The sequence below is a fragment of the Arthrobacter sp. 05L44 genome (assembly GCF_056397605.1).
Map to the genome: position 1 here is coordinate 103,054 of NZ_JBFTNS010000001.1, position 16,583 is coordinate 119,636.

A 16,583-nucleotide genomic window follows, 5' to 3' on the forward strand; every position below is an offset into this window, starting at 1 on the left:
TTCGGACTACCCGCGCCGGAATGCTGGGGCGGCGCGGGCAGCCTGACGGGGTCCGGGCGGGCCTAGAAAGAGTGCCGCGGGATGGCCCGCTCGTACTGCGGCGGCCAGGCAAGGTCGTGGCCCAGTTCGAACGCGGCGCGCAGCCACCAGTGCGGATCCCGCAGCGCGGCCCGGGCGATGAACACCCCGTCCGCCTGCCCGGTCGCGACGGCGTGTTCGGCCTGGCCCGCGGAGGTCAGGAGCCCCACGGTGCCTGTGCGGACCCCTGCTTCGCGCCGGATCCGGGCGCTGAATCCGGTCTGGTAGCCGGGGCCTACCGGGATGGACTGATGGGCGACGGCGCCGCCGCTGGAGACGTCCACAAGGTCGACGCCGTGTTCCCCGGCGGCGCGGGCCAGCCGCACCGACGCTTCGGCGTCGATGCCGCCCTCCGCCCAGTCGGACGCGGAGATCCGGAGGAGCAACGGCATGGAGTCAGGGATGACCGCCCGCACGGCATCGACCACGGCGAGGGTGAGGCGGTTGCGGCCGTCCTCGTCGCCGCCCCAGTGGTCCGTCCGGTCGTTGACCAGCGGGCTTTGGAACTGGTGCAGCAGGTAACCGTGGGCGCCGTGCAGTTCGATGGTGTCGAAGCCGGCGTCTACGGCGCGGACCGCGGCGGCGGTGAAGTCGGCGATCACGCCGTCGATCTCTTCGGTTGTCATGGCCGACGGCGGGGCGTAGCCGTCGAAGGCGCCGGTGCCGGGCCCCACGGTGTCCCAGCCGCCCTCAGAAGCCGGGACCGTGCCGGCCTTCCCCGAGAACGGCCAGTAGCTGGACGCCTTGCGGCCTGCGTGCGCCAGCTGCGTGCCGATCTTGGCGTTGGCGGAGCCGTTCCTGTGCACAAAGGCCACAATCCGTTCCCAGCCCTCGGCCTGGGCATCGTTGTAGAGTCCCGCGTCGCGGGGACTGATCCGGCCGGCGGCGTTCACGGCGGCCGCCTCCGTCAAGATGAGGGCGGCCCCGCCGGTGGCGAAGGACCCCAGGTGCATCAGGTGCCAGTCGTTGGGCACGCCCTCGCCGGTGTCCGGGTCGCAGCTGTACTGGCACATCGGCGAGACCCAGCCGCGGTGTTCCAGGCGCAGGGAGCGCAGGTCCAGCGGGGTGAAGAGTGCGGACCCCATCAGAACAGCACCCGCGCGAGGTTCTGCCGGGCCTTGGCGACCCGTTCGTCGGTGGTTCCCACGACGTCGAAGAGCTCCAGCAGGCGCACCCGGGCAGTCTCGCGTTCCGGCCCGAAGTTCCGGCCGATGAACGCCACAATCCTGCCGAGGCCGTCCTCAACGTGACCCCCGGCGATGTCGAGGTCCGCGACGGCGAGCTGGGACTGCAGGTTGTCCGGCTCCGTGGCGGCGCGGCCGCGCAGCGCGTCCGTTTCGTCCGCGGAGAGCGCCTGCAGGCGGCCCATCAGCTCCACCTGGGCCAGCCCGGCCTTCGCCTCGGCGTCGGCCGGCATCTCCGTCAGCGCCTGCCGGTACGCGGCGGCGGCGCCGTCGTAGTCACCGGCCTCGATGGCATCAAACGCTTTCTGGTGCAGCGGGGGCAGCGGCGGCGCCTCCGCCTCGGCGGCCCCGGGGCCGCCGGCGCCGATCCTGCCGGTCACCCCGTTGGCGGCCGCAACCTTAAGCAGTTCGTCGAAGAGACTGCGCACCTGCTGTTCCTCGGCACCGCCCTGGAACAACGGCACGGGCTGGCCCTTGACCACGGCGACGGCGGTCGGAACGGCCTGCACCTGGAAGGCCTGCGCAAGCTGGGGAAACGCCTCGATGTCTGCGGCGCCGAGGACCAGCCGGCCCTCGTAGCTTTCGACGATCTGCTCCAGCACGTCCACAACCTGCGATGAGCCCGGCGAGTAGGCAGCCCACAGCGCAATCACCACGGGAACCTGCGCGGAAAGGTCCACGAGTTCCTGGAAGTTGGTCTCCGTGACGTCCACGCGAAGCGGCGCTCCGGCCGGACCACCGCCCTCCGCGGTGTCCGCACCGGTTGCCCCGCTTCCGGTGGCCGGCGGGCGGCCACCCGCGGGCGGCGCGGGGCGCTGTTTGAGGGAGGAGAGGTCGACGGCGCCCCGCAGGTTGAGCGGGCTGGCGGCCGCCGGCGGGACCGGACGGGAAGCTGGCGAAGTCATGGCTCCACTCTATCCACTCCGCCCCATGCAGCAACGACCGGGCCGCGGAGGCGGCCCGGTCGTTGCTGGGTGGTTTGCCGGCTGGTGGTGCCGGGCAGTCAGGTCCCTGTGGGGACTACTTGAATTTCGCGCCCACCAGGCCGCGGGTGGCGGCGACCAGCTTCATCGAATCCTTCGAGCCGGTCGGCGGCACGTAGACGGCCACGGCTTCGGCGAAGTTCAGGACCATTCCGGTGCTGGTTTCCTTGCCGCCGGCCAGGGCTGCCGCGTCGTTCCCGATCGTCAGCTTGTCACCGGAGTTCTTCGGCGTGCCGTCGAAGGCGAAGTCCAACCGCCCCAGGACCAGGGCACCGCCGTCGGCCGTCCGGAACACCACGGTGTCCTCGGGCACCACCTTGTGGCTGAAGGAGAAGTTGCCGTTGGCGCCGGACTTCACCACGTCCTTCTGGTACGCCAGCGTGTCCGCGATGTACGGCGACGACTGGCCCTCGGAGAGCTTGTCCTTGAACGCCGAGTCGGCCTTGGTCAGCCGGTCGCCCAGGCCGGACAGGGCTTCCTGACCGCTGTACAGCAGGCCGGACTTGTCCGATGCGGCCAGCGTTTCGGTACCCCCGCGGTTGATGCCCGGGAACGTGGTGCCGGGCTGCAGCGGGGTCGCGCCGACCAGCTTGTAGTTCTCCCGTGGCGAGGCCTGCACGAGGGTCAGCAGCTGCGGGACCACGTTGCCGTCGCCCTGCGTGACAGCCAGGACGGAACGCGGCCAGTCACGCTTGTTGCTGACCACGGTGGTGAGAAGCTTGGTGGCCCGCACCGGCATACGCGATTCGTAGCTGCCCACCTTGGAGCGGATCTTGTAGTTCTGTTTGCGCACCTCAAGTTCGGTAGCCCCAACCCGCGAGGCGAGCTTGTCGGCGTCCTTCGCGGCGTCGCCGGCATCCACGGCGCTGGAGACCTGCTCCAGGATGCGGCGGAACTGCGCGTCCAGCAGGACCGGTGCATCGGGAGCCGCGGCGGACGCGGAGGAGGAGCTGCTTGGTGCCGGAGACGGAGTCTGGCTGGCCTGCGCGGCAACGCCCGTTCCCGCCACGGCCGCGGCGGTGAGCAGGGCTACCGCCGCGGCTGACCGGCGGCGGGCCGGGGCGCCGGCCGCTACGCGTTCCACGGCGCCCTTGGGCGCGGAAGTCTCACCGGGGGTCGCACCGGCGTCGCGTGCCCCGGCACGGGCCTCAGCCTGCGCCCGGGCCCGGCGTGCGAAGAGGCTTTCCTTGCGGCGGCCGCCGGTGGCGGACCCGCCGTCGTCGGACTTGCGCTGCCCCGGCTTGAGCACCAGCAGCGCCCCGCCGGCGATGATCAGGAGCCCGCCGAGGACCATCAGCGGGATGGCCCACGGTGTGGAGGTGTCATTGGGGAACGTCATGGAGACCGAGGCGGGAGCCGGCTTCTTGCCGTCCGCGGCCAGCAGGAGGGACCAGTCACCGTCGGCCGGGGCCGTCCAGGTGTAATCGAGGTCGCCGCTGGCGTTCTCCGTGGTCACCCACAGGTCTGAGCCGGCCGGCGAGGGCGCGGCGGCGTCGCCGTCGGTGTGGTCAAGCTGCAGCGACTTGCCGTCGCTGGAGACTCCCGAGACAGTGTTGTGCGCGGTCTTGCCGACCCACGCATCGACGTCATCCGGCCGGCCGGCGGCAAGCATAAAGTTGCCTTCGCCCTTGACATGGATCTTCACCGTGCCGCCGTGCAGGGTGCGCAGCTTCTGGTCGAAGACGGTCAACGGAGCGGCCTTGCCGTCCGTCGGCGCGGTGGCGGTGAAAGTGTCGGCCGGAGCCCACACCGTCTTCTGGCCTATTCCGGCCAGCAGTGTCAGGAGGCCGAGCAGCACAAGTGCAACTGCAGTCTTGAAACGCAAAATATTACCTATCATCAGCGGACACGTAGATTTAAGAGTAACCGTTTTGTTACCTGCGAGTCAGATCGGCGGCGTTGTCAAGCCCCGGTCCCGCGTCGCCGGGCGCCCGAAACCCGCGAGTTCGCAAGGCTGCTGATAGTGTTTGCGGTGATCATCACACCCGGCCCGCAACCGCGGTTTTGCAGGGAATTTACCGACAAAAAGGGCATTCAACGCAGTGACTGAATCCACCGGGTCGTCCCCCGCCGGACACACCGAAGGCCAGGAATCCGGCAGCCAGCCACAGGCGCCGCTTGAGCCCACTCCCACGCTTTCCAGCCCCCGGGCGGCCGCTGCAGGCATCCTGATGTCGATGGCCCGCCGCCTGCGCCAGCCGCTGCCCGGCGCACAGCCCCGGCTGCGGTTCGAGATGCCGCCGGAGCAGGACGAAGACGTGCTGGCCGGGTCGGACATGGAATCTACGGCCCGCTTTGGTGATCCGGGGCCCCGACTGTCGGCCCAGCACCCCCTGTACGTCGGGTTCATGGGCACCGTCGGCGTCGGCGCGGCACTGCTGGTCTACTGGATCGGTTCCAACACCACGCAACTGCTCCTCTGGATTGTCACCGCGCTGTTCATTTCGCTCGGCCTGGACCCCGTGGTGCGCTGGCTGGAAAGCAAGAAGGTCCCGCGGCCGGTCGGAATCCTGATCTCCGTCGCCGTCCTGGCCCTGGCCGTCGCCGGGTTCTTTGCCACGCTGATCCCCACGATCGTCCAGCAGGTGACCCAGATTGTGCAGCAGGCGCCGCACTGGATCCAGGACTTCATCGACTCGGACTTCTTCCGCTCCCTCGACAGCCAGTTCGGCGTCCGGGACCGGATCTCGCAGGAGCTCGAAAAGTTCGTCAACAACCCGGAGGCCATGGGCGGGATCTTCGGCGGAGTGGTCGGCTTCGGTTCCACAGTGGCCAACGGCCTGTTCGGTGCCCTGATCGTGCTGGTCCTCAGCCTTTACTTCCTTTCGGCCATGCCGTCCATGAAGAAGTGGGGCTACCGGCTGGCTCCGCGGTCCCGCCGGGCCAGGGTGGAGGCGCTGTCGGAGGAAATCACCGGCTCGGTCGGCAACTACGTCATCGGCCAGGTCTGTGTCGCCCTGCTGAATGCGACCTTCGCTTTCATCGTGATGTCCATCGTTGGCGTTCCGTTTGCGGTCCTGCTGGCCTTCGTTGTGGCCCTACTGGCCTTTATCCCGCTGGTCGGCGGCATGATCGCCGGTGTCCTGGTCACCCTGATTGCCCTCACGGCGGGCTGGCAGACGGCCGTGGTCTACGCGATCTGCTACTTCGCCTACCTGCAGTTCGAGGCGTACTTCATCTCCCCGCGCATTATGCAGAAGGCCGTTGCCGTGCCCGGCGCAGTCGCCGTCATCTCGGTCATCGCCGGTGGCAGCCTGCTCGGCGTGCTCGGTGCCCTGATCGCCATTCCCACGGCCGCAGCGATCATGCTGCTGGTCAAGGAGATCTTCATCGTCCGGCAGGACAAGCACTAACCCCGCTCAGGCGTGGGCGGTGGCGACCGGGCCGTCCCATTCCTCGGGCAGCGCCGTCGCCGCTCCCCCGGGTAGCACCCGGTCCACGATCTCGTTGAGCACCCGGCCGGCGTACTTCTCGCCTACCCAGAGGTGTTTGGCGCCGTCGACGCCCACGACGTCGGCATGCGGCACCAGGGCGAAGCGCTGCGCCGCGGCATCCGGCTGCAGATAGTCGTCGTGCTCGGGGACCAGCACCTTCAGCGGCTTGCCAAAGGCTGCCCACTCCTTAAGGTGGACGTCGGTAGCCCGGTGCAGCGGGGGCGAGAGCAGGATGGCGCCCTCAATTTCGGCGGCCACTGGTTCCGCGGCGCCGTACATCAGGGCGAGCTCGGTCCCGAACGACCACCCCACCAGCCAGCGGTTGGGCAGGCCGCGGTCGACGGCGAAACGGACCGCAGCCTCGACGTCCAGCCGTTCGCCGATGCCTTCCTCGAACTGCCCCTGGCTGGTTCCGCGCGGCGAGGAGGTTCCGCGGGTGTTGAACCGGAGGACTGCAATGCCGGCCAGCGCCGGGAGCCGGTAGGAGGCCTTGCGGTAGACGTGCGAATCCATGAATCCGCCATGCGTGGGCAGCGGGTGCAGGGTGATCAGCGTTGCCTTGATCTCCCCCGACTCCGGCACAGCGAGTTCGCCGACCAGCCGGTGCCCGTCCGCGGTGCGGAGTTCAACATTCTCGCGGCGCGCCGGAAGCACGGTGGAGGCACGGATTGCGGTGGGCGCGGAAGGCTGGCTGAACACGTAGGACGCGGGGTCGAAAGTCATGCCCTCCAGCTTAGCGAAGCCGCTCAGCGGTACTTGTAGCTGCGCGAGGTCCAGCAGTTCGAATGCCAGTGCCGGCGTTCGGCCAGGCCGGCCGCGGCACCAAAGATATGGTCCTCGGACCAGACCACAAGGTGCGCGATGCCCGGCAGCACGGCCGTGGAACATCCCGGGCAGATATAGGTCTTTTCCGCCCGCCCGGCCGAGATCGAGCGGACCATCCATTCCCCGTCCGGGGCGCTCTCCCGCCGGGCTATCCCGGTGCGGGCGCGTTCCAGATCCAGTTCCGGCGCCGGACCCGCGGCGTGCTTGCCGGCCTTTGCGGCGCCCCTCCCGGAGGCAGCTTTCCCGGACACGGCTCGGCGGGGTCGGTTGGAACGGGGCATAGCTCCATTCTGCCCCAGAGCCGTGCCCGCCGGGCAACGGGCCCGCAGGCACCCGCATGCGGGGCAACAGACGGTAGTGTTGACCGGGTGCGTTTAGTCATAGCCCGTTGCTCCGTTGATTATGTCGGCCGGCTCAAAGCCCATCTCCCCCTGGCCACCCGGCTCCTGGTGGTCAAGGCCGACGGCTCGGTCCTAGTCCACTCTGACGGCGGTTCCTACAAGCCGCTGAACTGGATGAGTCCCCCGGCGAACCTGCGGGTGTCCACGCCGGACGAGGTGGACGTCGAGGTCGGCGTCGTCGAGCAGTGGACTGTGCAGTCCGCGAAGACCGACGACCGGCTCATCATCAACATCCACGAGCAGCTGCACGACACGTCCCATGAACTTGGCCTGGATCCCGGCCTGATCAAGGACGGCGTTGAGGCAGACCTGCAGCGGCTGTTGGCCGAGCAGATCGAGACCCTCGGCGCAGGCTTCTCGCTGATCCGCCGCGAGTACTTCACGGCCATCGGCCCGGTGGACATCCTGGCCCGCGACGCCACCGGCGCCACTGTTGCCATCGAGCTCAAGCGCCGCGGTGATATCGACGGCGTCGAGCAGCTCACCCGCTACCTCGAACTGCTGAACCGCGATCCCCTGCTGGCCCCCGTGCGCGGCATTTTCGCCGCCCAGCAGATCAAGCCCCAGGCCAAAGTGCTGGCCAATGACCGGGGCATCGACTGCGTGACCCTGGACTACGACGCCATGCGCGGCGTGGACGACAGCGAGTCCCGGCTCTTCTAGGCCCGCTGACCCTGCAGCCGGGTGCACCTTAGACTCTGACCATGAACCATGTTCCGGCCGGCCGGCAGCTCCTGTTCGGCACCATGGTCAGCGACGGTGCCGTGCTCTCCGACGCCGCCGTCGCCGTGGAGGCCGACAGGATCGCTTACGCCGGACCGGCTTCGGGGTTCGACGGCGCCGCCGCCGGCTTCGGTGACGCGCCTGAATTCCGTCTCGGTCCCGGAGACTTCATTCTTCCCGGACTGGTTGACCTGCACTGCCACGGCGCGCACGGCGGTGACTTCCCGGCCGGCACCGAGGACCAGGCGCGGCAGGCCATCGACTTCCTGCACCGGTCCGGGACCACCACGCTCCTGGCAAGCCTGGTCACCGCCGCACCCGGCTCCTTGTTGCGGGGACTGGCGCTGCACGCCGCACTGACGGAAGGGGGCCTGCTGGCCGGAATCCACCTTGAAGGCCCGTTCCTCGCCGCGGCCCGCTGCGGGGCACAGGATCCGGCCCACCTCCGCGAGCCCGATCCGGAGCTCCTCGCCGGGCTGCTGCAGGCCGCCCGCGGCACACTAGCCTCGATGACTTTTGCGCCGGAACTCCCGGGGGCGGAGGACCTGGTGGCAACGCTGGCCTCGCATGCCGTGGTTCCCTCTCTCGGGCACACGGACTGCGACGACGCGACAGCCACGGCGGCCCTCCACGCGGCAGGTGTCGCCCTGGAATCCCGGGGCAGGCGGGAAGGGTCCCGCGGCACGAGGCCCACTGTCACCCACCTCTTTAACGGCATGCCGCCCCTGCACCACCGGGCGCCGGGGCCGGTGGCGGCGTGCCTGCGGAGTGCGGCCTCGGGCGGGGCGGTACTCGAACTGATTGCCGACGGCGTGCATCTGGACCCCGCCGTGGTGGCCACCGTATTCCAGCTGGCCGGCGCGGCGAACATCGCCCTGGTGACCGATTCCATGGCCGCCGCGGGCCTGCCCGACGGCCACTACAGCCTGGGCAGGGCCGCAGTTACCGTTACCGGCGGAAGCGCCCGCCTGGACCGGGGCGACGCCCTCGCCGGCGGGACCGCCACACTGCTCGAGGTCGTGCGGCGCACCGTGGCTGCCGGCGTACCCCTGGCAGATGCCGTCACCTCGGCCACAGCGGTTCCCGCCGCGGTCCTCGGCCTGGCGGCCGAGCTCGGCTCATTACGCCGCGGACTGAGGGCGGACGCCGTCGTCGTAAATTCCGGACTTCACCTTTCCCGGGTAATGCGCCGCGGGGAATGGCTGGCCCCGCTTTCCTAATCCGTCTTTGCGGCGCCGGCGCTCTCCAGGGTTTGTTTCCAGTGCCGGGAAGTAGTTCACGAACTCTTTAGATAAAATTTCTGGAATTATGTCCCGGCCCCGTTGACCTCACGGAGGTGCCATGAAATTCTTAGACAAGTCTTTGTGTAGGTGTTTTTCATGCTCGCAAGACGTGTTGCGAGCGTGAAGCTCCTGCCGCCAGGTCCGGTCTCAAACCGGACCGAAGCCAAGGTTCTTCTCGCAGAGTGACCCGGCCCGGTGCAAAGTGCGCCGGGCTGCTTCTAGATCCAAAATGAGGAGAATTAAATGGCACAGGGAACCGTCAAGTGGTTCAACGCTGAAAAGGGCTTCGGCTTCATCACCCCGGATGACTCCGATGGCGATGTCTTCGTTCACTACTCCGAGATCCAGACCGGCGGATTCAAGACCCTCGACGAGAACCAGCGCGTTCAGTTCGAGATCGGCCAGGGCGCCAAGGGCCCCCAGGCAACCGGCGTGACGCTGGTCTAGTCTCCCCCGGCAGGGCAACCATTGGCAGCCCGGTCCCGAAAATGATCCCCGGCATTATGGCCGGGGATCATTTTTTTTGCTATATTGCCCGGCTGGCTGCATTCTTTGCCGGCAGGAATCCCTTTATCCCGTGCCTGTATTTGGCGGCGGCAATCGAATTAGCGCACCAGCGTCCGGAGCAGTCGTGCACTTTGGCGGACGGAGAGGTCCGGGAGGTAAGCCCGGCTCAGGGCGCGCCCTATCGCCGGCAGCTGCAGCGGGTCCTGGTAGTACAGGTACAGGGTGCGGTATTCCGGCTTGAATCGTGATTTGAACGTGGCCAGTGACCGGAATCCGTAAACCGGTTCAAGGGCCCTGCCCACGACGTCGAGGATTCCGGCGAGCCCGTCGCTCCCGCGGGGACTCGCCTCACTTGTCCCGGATCCCGTCCCGCCGGGCGCAGTTCCGACGGGCGCAGTTCCGGCCTCACCCGCGAGCGGTGAACCGGAGAGCGAAATGACGGCCACGGATTCCCGCAGCTCCCGCACCGCAGAGGCGATCAGGAATTCCATCACACCGGGGAAGGCGTCGCCGCGCCGGCGCATCACGTCCAGCGTCCAGCTCACCAGCTCGCCACCGTCGAAGACCGGCAGCCAGCTCGTGACGCCGTGCACCCGGCCATCCCCGTCCACAGCGAGGCAGCACAGCACGTCGTCGTCCTCGAGCTCGTCCAGGCTGCCCAGCGTGAATCCCATTTCGGGGACCTGCTTGCCCGCTGCCCATTCCTCGGAGACTTCGTTGAGCTGGGCCCGCTGCGCGGGCGTGAAGTCACGGTAGCGGCCCCACACCGCGCCGACGCCGGTCTTGGCCGCGCGGTTCAGCGCGGTCCGGACGTTCTGCCACTCCTTGCCCTTGAACTCCAGGTCGCGGACCGCCAGCCGGGTTTCCACCGCCACGGCCACCCGGCGGAAGCCCTTGCCCTCCAGCAGGGGCCAGAGCCCGTCGGTGCAGGAGTAGAAGCACGGAATCAGCGCGTGCTCGCCACAGAAATCCAGGAAGCTGGCGGCGGTGCTGTCACGGTTCCGGGCCGGTCCGAAGGGGCCGGCCACGGTCAGTGCCACGTTGCCGTGCCGCTGGTAGGCCACGCCGCCGCGGGATTCGGGTGCGAACCAGTACTTGTTAGGTTCCCACAGGGCCATCCAGGACAGCGAGTCGCCGCCCAGCCGGATGAGGCCGCGCGCCACCCCGCGGTCCGCTGATCCCGCGTCAGTACCGTGGTGCCGCCGAAGGAGCACCAGCCACACCCCTGTCAGTGCCACCGCCCAGAAGATGATGCCGGAGCCGGCGAACAGGAAGGCCTCCACCGGGTTGCGCTGCTGGAAGACCCGGCCGTAGATCCCCGGGATGGGCAGCGGCAGGTACTGCCGGGCGAGCTCGGCCGCGAGCCCCAGCCAGCCGCCGTCGCGGGCCAGGCCGCCGGCGGCAAACCATATGGCCGAATAGCCGCCGGCGAGCACCACGAACGTTCCCGCCACGGTCAGGCCGAGGATACGGCGTGCCCGGGTGCTGGTTTCGACGCGGAAAAGGCGCCGATTGGCGACCAGCAGCAGCGCGAGGGCCAGCGGGACCACCGCCAGCGGCAGGATGTGCACCACCGGAGAACCCATGACTGCTGAGGGCGGACGCGCGGCGTAGTGCGGGATCCGGGCAAACAGGGCCAGGTACACCGCTGCCAGCGCAGTCACGCCCAGCTGGACCAGGACCGCGATCCGCAGCGCCAGCCGCCTGCCCTGCCGCATGCCGTCGGCGCAGATCAGCAGCAGCACCACCGGCACCACAGCCAGGGCCAGGCCCAGGGGCCCGGCGTATCCCTCCCGCCCGGCGCCCAGGCAGCTGATGTCCACCCCGGACCCGCAGCTGCGTTCGAGTTGCCCCAAGGTCGGCAGCGGGTTCAGCGCCATCTCCCGCAGCAGCGCCAGCGGACCCGTGGGGCTGCGGACCGTTGCGGTGATCATCGGCCCCACGGCGAAGATCGCCACCGTCAGCGCAAGGAGGTTCCGGGTCTCCCTCGAGGTGGAGCGGTGGCGGTGCAGGGTTCCTTTGTCCCCCTGGATCCACCAGCCGGCCATCAGCCCCACCAGCGCTCCGGCCAGGCCCACCACAGTTTCGGGGTGGCCGATGTAGAGAACCAGGAGCAGGGACCCGGCCACGACGGCGGTCCGCAGCCGGCGCTGCCACAGGGCCGGGAGGAGCGCCCCGGCGGCCAGGGTGACGGCGAGGATGGCCGCGTAAGGCCCCATCAGCCGGGCGTCGACCATCCCGCCCAGCCAGTTGTCGCCGGCGAACCGCGCGAGCTGGGTCAACAGCAGGAACAGTGACACGGCCGCAAACTGCCCCGCGAAGAAGAACACCGCGAGCCGGACTGATCCGAGCCTGCGTTCCGCTGCGCCCAGCAAGCCCAGCACCATCACGGACGCGGCCAGGTAGGCCAGCGGGTTGGTGGCGAAAAAGAGAGAGGTGAACATGCTCCACCACAACCCGCCTTCCAGCCCGGATGCGCTCACGGACGCGGCACCCAGCAGGGACACCGGCGGCCCGGCCAGGAAACTTCCGGTTGCCACGCCCGCGCCCAGGAAAGCCGCGAGGAACGCCAGCGAGAACGGTGTTTTACGGAGGTACCGCCCGATGCGCCGAAGGCCTATTCTCACGGGTTGATCCCCCAGCGCCGGCCCAGGAAGTCGAGGCCGGCCGGGAGACCGCGGGCGGCCACTTCCCAGGAATGGCCGGTGCCGGGAACCAGCCGCTCCTGGACCGTGAAACCGGCCCCGCGGGCGGCGTCGGCAAGGACGTCCATGTACTCAACGAACTGCGTGTCCCGCTCGCCCGCGCCGAAGTAGATGGCGTTGCCGTCATAGCGCCGTGACTGCATCAGGTGCAGGGGTGTCTGCCGCTCGAACGCCACGGTGTCCCCGCCAAACGAGGCTTCGATGGTTTTGTGCCGCTCCTTGGCCAGTGCGGGTTCCTTTTCGCTGGCGAAGGCCAGGGAGGCGCTGTAAATGTCCGGGTGCCTGGTCACCATCTGGACGGCGCAGGTGGCACCGAAGGAGAATCCGCCGGCTGCCCAGTAGCGCGGCTCGGGGGCGACGGCGAACGTGGCGCGGATCCAGGCCGGGACATCGCGGGAGAGGAACGTGTCCGCCTGGGCGATATGGCTGTCCATACACAGGAGGTTGCCGTTGGGGCTGCCGTTGGGATCGACAACCACCACCACAGGAGCTACGCCGTGGTGGGCCGCGGCGAACCGGTCCATCCGGCTCCGCAGCGCTCCCCCGGTGACCCAGTCCGCCGGAGCTCCGGGCTGGCCGGCGAAGAGGACCAGTACCGGCAGCTCAGGACGCGGGACCGCCTGGTAGGCCGGCGGCAGGTAAACATAGGCTTCACGGCTGACGAAGCCTGATGCGGTGCCGGGTATGGTGGCCTTCCGGATCAGCCCGGAGGACGGGAGTGCTCCATGGGCTTTCCAGCCGGCCAGTGCGACGGCCGGAGGGTCGTCAGGTTGCCGTTTGAGGTCCGTCTCCAGGTTCTGGATCCGTGCGACGGCCGTTCCGGTCAGGTCGCTGACGGTGTGGTTCAGGCCGAAATAGGCATTGATCTGCACGGCGGACAGAGCGAGGACGCCGGCGCAGGCGGCCGCCGCCACCGTGGTGGCCTTCCGGGCGCGGTCGGGCCGGGGGCTGCTTCGCAGCAGCGTCCGGACCCGGTAGGCCGCCAACAGCAGGGCTGCGACCGCGGGCACGGCCCAGAGGAGCACCTCGGGCGGGAGCACGTCGGGGAAGACGGGCACGGCGTAGACGAGGAGCCAGTGCACACCGAGCACCAGCACAACAGCGAGGACGAGCGCGGCTACGGGAACGGCCGCGGCACGAAGCGCCGGGGTACGCTTCCAGCCGGCGATCGGCCTGAGCAGGTACAGCGTGCCGGCGATCCCGGCGGCGCACGCCGCCCACAGGACCGGACCGTCGGCGATCCGGATGCTTTCGGCGAAGCCCACCGGTGTTAGCGCCAGGTGCCGACGCCGATGACCGGTCCGGCCTCGAGCCAGGAGGAAAGGCCTGTGTAGGCATCAAACCTCATCGCGAGCAGGACGTCCTGGCCCTCACAGCGAAGCTCTACGATCACCGTCTCCGGCTGGACTTTAACGAGCTCGGATTCTGTCGGTTCGCGGCGGCCCAGCAGTTCCAGCGAGCTGCGGCGGAACGAATGCTTGGGACGAACGCTCAGGGAGGCAAGCCGGAACCACTCGAGGTCGTTGTCCTGATAACGACAAACCCCCATCTGCCAGCTGTTTCCAGCTACGCAAATGGAGGCGTCCACCGTGCCCAGGGCGCGCCGCAAATTGAAGCGGCGCACCCCGGAAAGACACAGTGCAAAAACCAGCAACGCAAAAACAGTTGCCAGGATGATGAACGGAAAACCAGTAACGTTCATCAAGGTCGGGCTAGCGGATCCCCGCAGTAGCCGCGTCGCCCATTTGGGCGTTGTCAGCAACAATGACGACCCTGTTGTTGTCGACGGAGAAGAATCCGCCGTCGACAACTACAGCAATACGGTCACCGGAAACCGGCTCGATCGCCAGCTCACCTTCGGCCAGAATCGCCAGCAGGGGCGAGTGGCCGGGCAGGATTCCGATTTCACCATCGCTGGTGCGGGCCTTGACCATCTTGGCCGCTCCGGACCAGACGAACTGGTCCGCTGCGACAATCTCAACCTCAAGCTCAGCCATATTACTTGGTCTGCTCCTGGATCTTGGCCCACTGGCGCTCAACGTCATCCAGGCCGCCGACGTTGAAGAACGCCTGCTCTGCGATGTGGTCGAGGTCGCCGTCGCAGATGGCCGTGAAGCCTTCCACGGTGTCCTTGATGGACACGGTGGAGCCTTCGACGCCGGTGAACTGCTTCGCCGTGTAGGTGTTCTGCGAGAGGAACTGCTGGATGCGGCGTGCACGCGACACGACGATCTTGTCCTCTTCGGAGAGCTCATCGACACCGAGGATGGCGATGATGTCCTGGAGTTCCTTGTTCTTCTGCAGGATCTGCTTGACGCGGACGGCCGTGTTGTAGTGGTCGTGTCCGATGTACTGCGGATCCAGGATGCGGGAGGTCGACGTCAGCGGGTCAACGGCCGGGTACAGACCACGGGAAGCGATTTCACGGGACAGTTCCGTGGTCGCGTCGAGGTGTGCGAAGGTCGTGGCCGGGGCCGGGTCGGTGTAGTCATCTGCGGGAACGTAGATGGCCTGCATCGAGGTGATGGAGTGGCCCTTGGTGGACGTGATGCGCTCCTGGAGGAGGCCCATCTCGTCAGCCAGGTTGGGCTGGTAACCCACGGCGGACGGCATACGGCCGAGGAGGGTGGAAACCTCGGAACCTGCCTGGGTGAAGCGGAAGATGTTGTCGATGAAGAGCAGCACGTCCTGGTTCTGCACATCGCGGAAGTACTCCGCCATGGTCAGGGCGGACAGGGCCACGCGCAGACGCGTTCCCGGCGGCTCATCCATCTGGCCGAATACAAGAGCGGTGTCCTTGAGGACGCCGGCTTCTTCCATTTCAACCCAGAGGTCGTTGCCTTCACGGGTACGCTCGCCGACACCGGCGAACACCGAGGTGCCACCGAAGTTGCGGGCCACACGGGTGATCATTTCCTGGATCAGCACGGTCTTGCCGACGCCGGCGCCACCGAAGAGGCCGATCTTGCCACCCTTGATGTACGGGGTGAGGAGGTCGATCACCTTGATGCCGGTTTCCAGCATCTCGGTGGAGCCTTCGAGCGTCGCGAAGGCCGGAGCCTTGCGGTGGATCGGCCAGCGTTCGCTGATCTGCAGCTCGGACTCGGTCACGTCCAGGGGCTGGCCCAGGACGTTGAAGATGTGACCCTTGACGCCGTCGCCGACCGGCACGGAGATCGGGGCACCGGTGTCAACCACGTTGGTGCCGCGGACCAGGCCGTCGGTCGCCTGCAGGGAGATGGCGCGGATGAGGTTGTCGCCGAGGTGCAGCGCAACTTCAAAGGTGATGGTCTTGGTCTCACCGTTGAGAGTAATCTCCGTGGTGAGAGCGTTGTATATCGAGGGGATTGCGTCAGCCGGGAATTCGACGTCGACAACCGGGCCAATAACACGTGCAATACGGCCGGTGGCACCGGACGTTGCGGCTACGTGTTCGGTAGCAGTGGCAGTCATCTCTCTCACTTCACTCAGTAGATGGCGTGGGCGGTTAAGTTTGTTCTTTAGTGCAGGTAAAGCTGGGTCCTTGGCGGGCCGGCTAGGACGCGTTCAACGCGTCGGCGCCTGCCACGATTTCGGAAAGCTCCTGCGTAATTTCAGCCTGGCGGGCAGTGTTGCGCAGACGCGTGTACTTCTTGATGAGATCCGTCGCGTTGTCGCCGGCGGATTTCATTGCCCGCTGGCGGGCTGCGAGCTCCGAAGCTGCTGCCTGCAACATGGCGGCGAAGATACGTGACTCGATGTAGCGCGGCAGCAAGGCGTCGAGGACCTGCTCAGCTTCCGGCTCGAATTCGTACAGCGGCAGAAGCTCCGACTCGGAGGCAGCCTGCTCTTCGACGACCTCCAGCGGGAGCAGACGGATGACCGTCGGCTCCTGCGTCACCATGGACTTGAAGCGGGTGTAAACGACGTGGATCTCGTCGACGCCGCCCTCTTCGTAGGCGGTGGCGAAGTCTGCCAGCAGTGCTTCGCCGACTTCCCGCGCCGTCTCGAACTCGGGTGCGTCCGTGTTACCGGTCCACACGCGCTCATAGGGGCGGTTGCGGAAGTCGAAGTATGCCTGTGCCTTGCGGCCCATAACGTACGTCTTGACTTCCTTGCCTTCCTCATGGAGCAGCTCGGCGAGGCCTTCTGCCTGCTTGAGCACCGTGGCCGAGTAGGACCCCGCAAGGCCGCGGTCCGAGGTGATGACCAGGACGGCGGCGCGGCGGATCTGCTCCGGCTCGGTAACCAGCGGGTGGTCGATTTCGCTCTGGCTTGCGACAGCAGAAACGGCACGCGTGATCGCGTTTGCGTAAGGCAGTGAAGCCGCTACGCGTGCGCGGGCCTTGCCGATGCGCGAGGTAGCGATCAGTTCCATCGCCTTGAAGATCTTGCGCATCGACGTCGTCGAGCTGATCTTCTGGCGGTAGACCCGGATCTGGGCTCCCATACTTATCCTTTCCTAAGATCCCGGTGGCCGG

General features: G+C 67.7%; 15 protein-coding genes. 4 read left to right on the forward strand and 11 right to left on the reverse strand.

The window, feature by feature from the left end:
* Positions 1-62: 62 nt before the first annotated feature.
* The 3 genes from AC1DHY_RS00480 to AC1DHY_RS00490 all read right to left on the reverse strand — a co-directional run bounded on the left by AC1DHY_RS00480 (position 63) and on the right by AC1DHY_RS00490 (position 4,085).
* Positions 63-1,163 carry an NADH:flavin oxidoreductase/NADH oxidase gene (locus tag AC1DHY_RS00480; protein WP_476903009.1) on the reverse strand — a complete coding sequence of 367 codons (1,101 nt, stop codon included), beginning with the start codon at positions 1,161-1,163 and terminating at the stop codon, positions 63-65.
* Positions 1,163-2,167, reverse strand: a complete 1,005-nt coding sequence (locus tag AC1DHY_RS00485) for a co-chaperone YbbN (RefSeq protein WP_476903010.1) — start codon at positions 2,165-2,167, stop codon at positions 1,163-1,165. Before AC1DHY_RS00485 ends, AC1DHY_RS00480 begins: the two co-directional genes overlap by 1 nt.
* A gap of 115 nt (positions 2,168-2,282) precedes the next feature.
* The gene (locus AC1DHY_RS00490) at positions 2,283-4,085 is read right to left on the reverse strand and encodes a hypothetical protein (RefSeq protein WP_476879207.1); all 1,803 of its coding nucleotides are present in this window, start codon (positions 4,083-4,085) and stop codon (positions 2,283-2,285) included.
* Positions 4,086-4,416: 331 nt separating this feature from the next.
* Here AC1DHY_RS00490 and AC1DHY_RS00495 point away from each other — a divergent pair, with 331 nt between their 5' ends.
* A complete protein-coding gene (locus tag AC1DHY_RS00495; protein WP_476879211.1) occupies positions 4,417-5,598 on the forward strand; it encodes an AI-2E family transporter in 1,182 nt (393 codons plus the stop codon).
* 6 nt (positions 5,599-5,604) lie between these two features.
* Here the strand turns inward: AC1DHY_RS00495 and AC1DHY_RS00500 are convergent, their stop codons facing one another.
* The gene (locus AC1DHY_RS00500) at positions 5,605-6,402 is read right to left on the reverse strand and encodes an alpha/beta hydrolase (protein ID WP_476879206.1); all 798 of its coding nucleotides are present in this window, start codon (positions 6,400-6,402) and stop codon (positions 5,605-5,607) included.
* A gap of 23 nt (positions 6,403-6,425) precedes the next feature.
* Positions 6,426-6,785, reverse strand: coding sequence for an ATP/GTP-binding protein (locus AC1DHY_RS00505; RefSeq protein ID WP_476879205.1), 360 nt, complete (start codon positions 6,783-6,785; stop codon positions 6,426-6,428).
* An 87-nt stretch (positions 6,786-6,872) separates the two neighbouring features.
* On the opposite strand from AC1DHY_RS00505, the gene nucS reads away from it, so the two are divergent.
* The 3 genes from nucS to AC1DHY_RS00520 all read left to right on the forward strand — a co-directional run bounded on the left by nucS (position 6,873) and on the right by AC1DHY_RS00520 (position 9,358).
* Complete coding sequence (gene nucS / locus AC1DHY_RS00510; protein WP_476903011.1) at positions 6,873-7,568, forward strand: endonuclease NucS; 696 nt, start codon at positions 6,873-6,875, stop codon at positions 7,566-7,568.
* A gap of 41 nt (positions 7,569-7,609) precedes the next feature.
* Positions 7,610-8,848, forward strand: a complete 1,239-nt coding sequence (locus AC1DHY_RS00515; protein ID WP_476903012.1) for an N-acetylglucosamine-6-phosphate deacetylase — start codon at positions 7,610-7,612, stop codon at positions 8,846-8,848.
* 306 nt (positions 8,849-9,154) lie between these two features.
* Positions 9,155-9,358, forward strand: coding sequence for a cold-shock protein (locus tag AC1DHY_RS00520; protein WP_011692441.1), 204 nt, complete (start codon positions 9,155-9,157; stop codon positions 9,356-9,358).
* Positions 9,359-9,516: 158 nt separating this feature from the next.
* On the opposite strand, the gene AC1DHY_RS00525 is transcribed toward AC1DHY_RS00520, so the two are convergent.
* The 6 genes from AC1DHY_RS00525 to AC1DHY_RS00550 form a co-directional block, all read right to left on the reverse strand.
* Positions 9,517-12,045, reverse strand: a complete 2,529-nt coding sequence (locus AC1DHY_RS00525; protein WP_476903013.1) for a bifunctional lysylphosphatidylglycerol flippase/synthetase MprF — start codon at positions 12,043-12,045, stop codon at positions 9,517-9,519.
* Complete coding sequence (locus tag AC1DHY_RS00530; protein ID WP_476879201.1) at positions 12,042-13,388, reverse strand: alpha/beta hydrolase; 1,347 nt, start codon at positions 13,386-13,388, stop codon at positions 12,042-12,044. The genes AC1DHY_RS00525 and AC1DHY_RS00530 overlap by 4 nt, the downstream gene beginning before the upstream one ends.
* A gap of 5 nt (positions 13,389-13,393) precedes the next feature.
* Complete coding sequence (locus AC1DHY_RS00535) at positions 13,394-13,825, reverse strand: DUF2550 domain-containing protein (RefSeq protein WP_476879200.1); 432 nt, start codon at positions 13,823-13,825, stop codon at positions 13,394-13,396.
* A gap of 10 nt (positions 13,826-13,835) precedes the next feature.
* On the reverse strand, positions 13,836-14,120 hold the full coding sequence (locus AC1DHY_RS00540) for a F0F1 ATP synthase subunit epsilon (RefSeq protein WP_476903014.1): 285 nt from the start codon (positions 14,118-14,120) through the stop codon (positions 13,836-13,838).
* Between the two features lies 1 nt (position 14,121).
* On the reverse strand, positions 14,122-15,576 hold the full coding sequence (gene atpD, locus AC1DHY_RS00545; RefSeq protein WP_138768903.1) for a F0F1 ATP synthase subunit beta: 1,455 nt from the start codon (positions 15,574-15,576) through the stop codon (positions 14,122-14,124).
* Between the two features lie 82 nt (positions 15,577-15,658).
* A complete protein-coding gene (locus AC1DHY_RS00550) occupies positions 15,659-16,552 on the reverse strand; it encodes a F0F1 ATP synthase subunit gamma (RefSeq protein ID WP_476879433.1) in 894 nt (297 codons plus the stop codon).
* Between the last annotated feature and the right edge of the window lie 31 nt (positions 16,553-16,583).